The 7,543-nt window shown below is 59.8% G+C and carries 8 protein-coding genes and 1 pseudogene; 6 read left to right on the plus strand and 3 right to left on the minus strand.

Annotation, left to right across the window (positions count from 1 at the left end; translation table 11 throughout):
• From Q0C28_RS06825 to glp, 5 genes and pseudogenes are all read left to right on the plus strand, one after another.
• Positions 1–139 (plus strand): annotated as a pseudogene (locus Q0C28_RS06825) (IS5/IS1182 family transposase); the annotation flags it as partial.
• Positions 140–194: 55 nt separating this feature from the next.
• Positions 195–1,091: a formate dehydrogenase accessory sulfurtransferase FdhD gene (locus tag Q0C28_RS06830; RefSeq protein ID WP_293574083.1), complete on the plus strand. Its 897-nt coding sequence runs from the start codon at positions 195–197 to the stop codon at positions 1,089–1,091.
• Between the two features lie 69 nt (positions 1,092–1,160).
• Positions 1,161–1,772 (plus strand): molybdenum cofactor guanylyltransferase MobA, encoded by a 612-nt coding sequence (gene mobA / locus Q0C28_RS06835; RefSeq protein WP_293574097.1) that lies wholly within the window; start codon positions 1,161–1,163, stop codon positions 1,770–1,772.
• A complete protein-coding gene (mobB, locus tag Q0C28_RS06840) occupies positions 1,769–2,269 on the plus strand; it encodes a molybdopterin-guanine dinucleotide biosynthesis protein B (RefSeq protein WP_293574085.1) in 501 nt (166 codons plus the stop codon). The genes mobA and mobB overlap by 4 nt, the downstream gene beginning before the upstream one ends.
• Positions 2,256–4,400: a gephyrin-like molybdotransferase Glp gene (glp, locus tag Q0C28_RS06845; RefSeq protein ID WP_293574087.1), complete on the plus strand. Its 2,145-nt coding sequence runs from the start codon at positions 2,256–2,258 to the stop codon at positions 4,398–4,400. Before mobB ends, glp begins: the two co-directional genes overlap by 14 nt.
• Positions 4,401–4,415: 15 nt before the next feature.
• Here glp and Q0C28_RS06850 read toward each other — a convergent pair whose 3' ends face one another.
• The 3 genes from Q0C28_RS06850 to Q0C28_RS06860 all read right to left on the minus strand — a co-directional run bounded on the left by Q0C28_RS06850 (position 4,416) and on the right by Q0C28_RS06860 (position 6,835).
• Positions 4,416–5,441, minus strand: a complete 1,026-nt coding sequence (locus tag Q0C28_RS06850; protein WP_293574089.1) for a hypothetical protein — start codon at positions 5,439–5,441, stop codon at positions 4,416–4,418.
• Between the two features lie 61 nt (positions 5,442–5,502).
• Positions 5,503–5,976, minus strand: a complete 474-nt coding sequence (gene greA, locus Q0C28_RS06855) for a transcription elongation factor GreA (protein ID WP_293574091.1) — start codon at positions 5,974–5,976, stop codon at positions 5,503–5,505.
• 475 nt (positions 5,977–6,451) lie between these two features.
• The gene (locus Q0C28_RS06860) at positions 6,452–6,835 is read right to left on the minus strand and encodes a VOC family protein (protein WP_293574093.1); all 384 of its coding nucleotides are present in this window, start codon (positions 6,833–6,835) and stop codon (positions 6,452–6,454) included.
• Between the two features lie 117 nt (positions 6,836–6,952).
• On the opposite strand from Q0C28_RS06860, the gene soxR reads away from it, so the two are divergent.
• Complete coding sequence (gene soxR, locus Q0C28_RS06865; RefSeq protein WP_293574095.1) at positions 6,953–7,447, plus strand: redox-sensitive transcriptional activator SoxR; 495 nt, start codon at positions 6,953–6,955, stop codon at positions 7,445–7,447.
• Positions 7,448–7,543 lie beyond the last annotated feature (96 nt).

Here is a 7,543-nt window from a genome sequence, read left to right on the forward strand (position 1 = left end):
CGAGCGGTTCTTTGGCAGGCTGAAAGCCTCGTTCCGTCGCATCGCAACCCGATACGAAAAGACGTCACGCAATTTCCTGTCGATGATCAAACTGGCATCCGTCAGACTGTGGATCGAGTTTTATGAGTCGGCTGCCTAGTCCTAGGTTGTTCCCCAATTGGCATAGGCCCGCGAGATAAGGTTTGCAATTGGTGATGACAGAACGACAGACACATCACGCATCGGTTGTGGCAGAGTATCTGATCGCTCCGGATCCGCAACAGGCGCGGCTCACTCGTCCGGTAAAAGGCCGGGATCACACCGGCGCTTTGGTTGAATTGTCGGTGGTGGAAGAGCGCCCGCTGACCATCTATCTCAATCGTCAGGAAATCGTCACGGCCATGACCATCGGGGACTACCCTGAGTATCTGGCCCTTGGTTTTTTGCGCAATCAGGGCATGTTGCACCCTCAGGATGTTGTCACCGGCGTTGACTACGACGAAGAGTTGGAAACCGTTGTTGTGCGCACCGAGGTGGAAACCACCTACGAGGAAAAGCTGCAGAAAAAGACCCGCACATCGGGCTGCGCGGTAGGGACGGTTTTTGGCGATATGATGGAGGGGCTGGAAGGGGTCAAACTGCCTGAGGCAGAGGTGCGTTCTTCCTGGCTCTATGCCCTGGCGCATAAAATCAATCGGACCCCCTCGCTCTATCTGGAGGCTGGGGCGATCCATGGCACGGTGCTGTGTCAGCGTGACCGTCCGCTGGTTTATATGGAGGATGTCGGCCGCCACAACGCCGTCGATAAAATCGCCGGTTGGCTGCAGAGCACAGGCACAGATGTCTCTGACAAGATCCTCTACACCACCGGGCGTCTGACCTCTGAAATGGTGATCAAAACAGCCATGATGGGTATCCCGGTGTTGGTGTCCCGATCGGGGTTCACCGCTTGGGGTGTTGAGATTGCGCAGGATCTGGGTCTGACGCTTGTTGGCCGGATGCGCGGCCAGCGGTTTGTTTGTCTGTCGGGTGAACATCGTCTCGTGCGCGACATGGACCCGGCAGATGTGCCGACTGAAGACAGCCGCAACCGGCGCAAAGGCGCGCGGTAGCTCGCCCTGGGGTGATCGGTGAGATCGCATTTGGTGCTGTGATCGAAAGCAGGAGAGACAGCAATGACAATGGAACAGCCAATGGGTGTTGTCCTCGCCGGAGGGCAGGCAACACGGATGGGCGGCGGCGACAAGGGCGCACTGGTTGTTGGCGGCCGCAGCATGCTGGATCGCGTGGTTGATCGGCTGGGCCCACAGGTTGGGCGCCTGGTGATCAATGCCAATGGAGATCCGCACCGATTTGCAGAATATGGCCTGCCTGTTGTGGCCGACAGTTTGCCGGATTTTCCCGGCCCGTTGGCTGGCGTGCTGGCGGGCATGGAATGGGCAGCGCAGGCGGGCGCAACCCATATTGTGACAGCGGCGGCGGATACGCCATTCTTCCCCACCGATCTGGTCGGACGGTTGTCGCGGGCGGCGGAACGGGCAAACACCCCCATTGCATTGGCTGCAACACATGAGGGCGGGCGAACCAATCGGCACCCGACCTTCGGCCTTTGGCCAGTGGCTTTGCGCGCTGATTTGCGGGCAGCGCTAGAGGGCGGTTTGCGCAAGGTTGTGCTGTGGACGGACAAACATGGTGCAGCGACCGCCGCATTTGATGATGAGGCGTTTTTCAACGTCAATACGCCCGAGGATCTGGCCGAAGCGGAGCGTCGCGCCGCGGAGGAGCGGGTGTGAAGATCTATGGCGTCACGGGTTGGAAGAACTGCGGCAAGACTGGCCTGATGGAGCGGCTGGTCGCTGAATTCTGTCACCGTGGGCTCAGCGTATCGACACTCAAGCATGCGCATCACAGCACGGATGTCGATCACGCGGGCACGGACAGCTACCGACATCGTATGGCCGGCGCGTCAGAGGTGGTGCTGGCCTCCCCCAATCGCGTGGCCATCATGCAAGAGCTGCGTGGCGCGCCGGAACCCGCATTCGAGACGCTGCTGGCACGGTTGCAGCCCGTGGATTTGGTCCTGGTGGAAGGGTTCAAACGCGAGCCACATCCAAAGATTGAAGCGCATCGACAGGCTGCAGGCCAGCCTTTAATCGCGCCGCAGGATACCACGGTGAAGGCGGTCGCCAGCGACACGCGCCTGATGCTCGACCGACCGGTCTTTGACCTCGACGATACGACGGCCATCGCGGATTTCATTGCAGAGGAACTGGGCCTTGAAACGGTTTGACACGGTCATCGTCGTCGATTGGTCGGCCGCAACCCGAAAGCCTGCCAAAGAAACCAAGGATGCGATCTGGATTGGTGTGGCACGGGCTGGTGTCGCGGTCGAACAGGTCTATTGCCGCTCTCGTTTGGAGGCGGAGGCCTGGCTGACGGCCCGTTTCGATGCTGAGCGAGCGGCAGGCCACCGGGCGCTTGTTGGGTTTGATTTTCCGTTTGGGTACCCCAAGGGTTTTGCCACGCAGTTGACGGGAAAGGCCGATCCATTTGCCGTGTGGCAATGGCTGGAGCAGCGCATCCAAGACGACGAGAAAGGGCAGAACAATCGCTTCGCGGTCGCAGCCGAGATGAACCGCCTCTTTCCCGGTGCCGGTCCGTTCTGGGGCAAGCCCAAAGAGGACATCTGGCCCGACATCCCCTATCGCAAAGCCGGAATTGTCTATGACCAGGTTGCCGAGCGGCGCGCAACCGATCTTGTGGCAAAGGCGTCTTCCTCCTGTTTTCAGCTGTTTTTCAACCCGACTGTCGGCAGCCAGGCTTTGATGGGGCTGCCCGTGCTAGAGCGGTTGCGCCATCGCCATGCTGCCAAGGTTTGGCCCTTCGAAGAGGTTGCAGATGCGCCGCTGGTTTTTGCCGAGGTCTGGCCGGGGCTGATCGAGCCTGCTGTGAAACAGGCCAGTCAGCAGGCCGGAACCGATGAAATCCGCGACAAAATCCAGGTGCGGCTTTTGTCTCAGGCGTTGTCGGCTTTGGATGACGCTGCGCTGACCGCTTTGTTTTCAGCCGCTGGTAACGGGGCAGAGGAAGAGGCTTGGATTTTGGGCGCTGGATCTAGCGATGTCCTGGAGCGTCAGGCCCGTCGAGCGAGTGAGGATCAGACTATGACACTTCAACCACCTCCGCTGCGCAACGATTGTTTCTCTTTGCCTGCTGGGGTCGATTGGACGCCGGTTGATGCGGCGTTGGCCCACCTGCGTGATCGGCTGCATGCGGTCACGGCCACCGAAACTGTGCCGTTGTCAGACGCCTTGGGCCGTGTGCTGGCGGAGGCGGTTGTGGCCGTACGCTCCAACCCGCCACAACCCAATACGGCAGTGGATGGTTATGGGTTTGCAGGCCCCGCACCAGAGGGGGCACAGGTTTGGCCACTTGTTTCCGGGCGTGCCGCGGCGGGCCAACCCCATGATCAACCAGTGCCTGCAGGGCATGCCATTCGCATCTTGACCGGCGCGGCCCTGCCTGAGGGGGTGGATACGGTGGTCTTGGAAGAGGATGTGACCTGTGATGGGGCGCAGATTGCCTTCCACGGGCCGTTGAAGACGGGGGCAAACACCCGCAAAGCAGGAGAGGATGCTGTCGCTGGCGATGTGATCCTGAAAGCGGGACGTGTGGTGACACCGGCTGATCTGGCCTTGGCTTCGGCCACGGGTCTGTCGGAGCTGACCGTCCGCAAACCGCTGCGGGTTGGTGTGCTGTCGACGGGGGATGAGTTGGTCGAACCGGGCGACACAGCCGCCGCTGGACAGATTTATGATGCAAATCGGCCCATGTTGCTGGCGTTGATCGGTCGCATGGGATTTGCCGCTGTCGATCTCGGGAAAGCTGCAGATGATCGCCCGGCGCTGAAAACCCGCTTGGATGACGCAGCTGCGGATGTGGATGTGATTTTGACCAGCGGGGGTGCCTCTGCCGGGGATGAGGACCATATGTCCGCCATTTTGCGCGAACATGGCGCGATGGAGCAGTGGCGGATTGCGCTTAAACCGGGGCGTCCGCTGGCGCTTGGCATGTGGAGCGGCACACCTGTGTTTGGCTTACCGGGCAATCCAGTCGCAGCGATGGTCTGCACGCTGGTGTTTGCCTGCCCGGCGTTGGGGGTGATGGCGGGCGCGTCCTGGCGCGAACCGCAGGGGTTCACGCTGCCGGCTGCGTTCAGCAAGCGAAAGAAACCCGGACGGCGGGAGTACCTGCGCGCGCGGGCGCGAAACGGTCAGGTTGAGGTGTTCAAATCCGAAGGCTCAGGTCGGGTCAGCTCTCTCAGTTGGGCGGAGGGCCTGGTGGAGCTGCCAGATGAGGCGATCAATGTGGTCGATGGCACACCTGTCCGCTTTATCCCCTATGCCAGTTTCGGGCTGTAACGGCAGGCTGAAGCCCTAGTCAAATGTCCCGGCAACGCGGCCCAGCAGCATAAAGGCGCGGGCCGTCCGGGTTTCGCCCATTGCCGAGATATCCGCATCTGTCGCTTCTTCTTCGAATTCGGCGAGCATCTGGTCAAACCGCCGCAAGAAGTGGTGTGCGGCGTCCCGGAAAATAGGATCCTGCTTCATGCGCGCGTTGGTCAGTGCCAGTGAGCTGCGATCACGCACGCCACCCAGTGCTGCAACCGCGCGGCCACGAGTGCCTTGGGCAAATTGGCGCCATATTTCGGGCCGCGCCATATCTGGGCGCAGATCATCCATATAGATCCCGTCCTGACTGAGCAGGGTCAGCACATCCTGTGCGGCTTGAATGACTTGGGCGGCCTTGCGGTCCTGTAGGGCCATGCGGAGGGCAACAAACCCCTCTTCATCCTCTGCGGTTTCGGGGAAGTGCAGGGCTCTGATCAATTTGGCGGCCGGCAAGGGCGCAGCCAGATCCTCTGCCGGGGTGCCAAGCGCGAGTGAGCCCTGATCAGCGGCGTCGCGGGCAGTGCCAACCTGAAGGGAAACACCAGGGATCGTTCTGTCTCGGCGGCTGGTCTGGAAGGTGGCGAGCGCGGTTTCTGTTTTGCGTGTGGCGGCTGCGATTTCGTCCAGTTTCTGTGTAACAGAAGGTTCGCTGACCGAGGCGGCCTGTTGGGCATGGCTGATGTAGGTTTTGCGCATACCGTCTATGGCGGCGTGAAGGCGCTGGGATTCTTCGCGCATCACTTGTGCCGAGCGAAAGGCCACCGCGCCAACGCAAATCAGCAGGGCCGGAAGCAGGATTGCAGACGCCAGGAGCACCAGATCAGACCAGGTGGCGGGTGCCGCTTGCCCAGCATCTGCATCGCTGTTCAGCACGTAGATCGCCACAACCGTGAGAAACCACGCCGCGCTCAGCCCCAAGGCGGTGGCCTCTATACCGCCAATGGCTGAACGCTCCGGTGGCGCGTCAAGCGCGCTGGTCGGCGGGGGGGTGGCGGCTCTTTGACTGGTCATCTCGGGTTGTTCACAAACGGGCCAATTGGACAAGCGGTGCGGTTGTCCCGCACTGCGTGTTTCACTCGGCGTAAACGATCTTCAGAATTTCGTAGCCTCGGTCTCCGCCGGGGGTCCGGACCTCGACGCTGTCGCCTTCTTCTTTACCGATCAAGGCACGGGCGATTGGGGATTTGATGTTCAGCAGGCCCGCTTCGATATTCGCTTCGTGTTCGCCGACGATCTGCCAGGTTTTTTCTTCATCCGTGTCTTCGTCAACCACGGTCACCTTGGCACCAAACTTGATCGCGCCGCTCAGTTTTTTGGGGTCGATTACATCGGCGAGGGACAGGATCCCTTCGAGCTCTTTGATCCGACCTTCGATGAACGACTGCTTCTCGCGCGCAGAATGGTATTCTGCGTTTTCCGAGAGGTCGCCCAATTCACGGGCTTCGGCGATGGCCTGAATGATGGCCGGGCGTTCGACCGATTTCAGGTTTTTCAACTCGGCTTCGAGGGCTGCGTGACCCGTGGGGGTCATCGGGATCTTTTCCATGTTGGCGTCCAGCTGTCGTGTCAGGTGATCCACCTTGATGGGTGGATTGTGTTTATAGGAAAACCGGCTGCCCCGCCGCCAGAGACGAAGGGGCTGACCGGTTGTGTTGCAAGTACCTGACCCAATCTGCCGGGTGATTGCAAGGGGGCGGCAGTGGCTGTCCACAGCGATTTCACGATCAGTGGCGGAAATCCCCCTTTTGCGCTGGTCGTTTACCTACTTCGGCCTGTTTCAGGCCCGGTTCGGGCGTAAACCTGATTGTGACAGGAACCCTCGTCACCTCGGGTGGCCAAAGGCGGAGAAGTCCCCGCGTCCCTTCAAAGCATGGCGCTCTACACGTGGTCGCCAATCTGACGGTGATACCCATGTGGCCAGTTTGTGGATCCACCCTTGGCGTTTGGGACGTGGCTTTGGGTGTTGGTGTGCCACTGGTTGGCGCAACAAGCAGCGGGGGCGGTGGCTGTACCAGATCATATCAAGCATCATATTTGACCACCTCGAATTCGATGTTGTTGTCATCGCGAAAGTAGAAGCGGCGCCCAGGTTCATAGGTGTGATGTGCGCCAGGCCTGAAACCCGCAGCGCGCACCCGAGCTTCGACCGCAGCAAGATCATCAACCACCACGGCGATATGGTTCAGCCCGCCAAGGATGCCATAGCTTTCGGGGGCAGGTTGCGCGGCATGGTCAGGAGCGTAAAGCGCGAGGTAGCTGTCTTGCGCTCCGACATGGATGCTATGGCCACCATTGATGGCCTCGCCCTGCCATCTGATGTGCCAGCCAAACACGGCTTCCATCCATGCTGCAGTGGTTTGTGGAGAAGACACGGTGATATTGGCGTGTTCGAGACGTGTTGGCATTTTGCCCTCCTATGGCTTGTCAAATTGGCAGCGTTGAGGGTAGGCTAATTGCTCAACCTAACTTTAGATCAAGCTATTTCTTGATCGATTTTATCGGGCAACTGATGAGGAAAACCAATGGCGAGATCTGCGGGCGTTTCTATTGGGTATTTGTCAGAGCGGACCGGTCTCGCGGTGTCGGCAATCCGCTACTATGAAACACAGGGGCTGGTGGAGCCCTGGCGCAATGCTGGTGGGCAAAGACGGTTCGAGCGGGCTGATTTGCGGCGGCTCAGTTTCGTCATGATCGCGCAGAAATTCGGCTTCTCGCTGCCGGAAATCCAGAGCTTCCTGAAAGGGCTGCCGGGTGGGCGCACACCCACCAAAGCTGACTGGGCGCAGCTGTCGGCGCAGTTTCGTGAGCATCTTGATGCGCGAATCGCGACATTGGAGCGGATGCGCGACAATTTGGACGGGTGTATCGGCTGCGGTTGCCTGTCTTTGCCCAATTGTAAGTTGTACAATCCCGACGATGAGGCCGCCCAAAAGGGGCAGGGCCCCCGCTATCTGATGGGCGATGCGCCAGACAGATCGGCAGACGACGGGAATAGAGCCTCAAATGACGAAAATTGACGTACGAAATGTCGCAATAGAGGTGTCTAAAACACACGTATACTTAGCGTCATCGAACTTCCGAGTTTTGATGAGTTGACGTCATGCGTGAAAACG

It is taken from the genome of Phaeobacter sp. (assembly GCF_022825805.1).
GTDB lineage: Bacteria > Pseudomonadota > Alphaproteobacteria > Rhodobacterales > Rhodobacteraceae > Phaeobacter.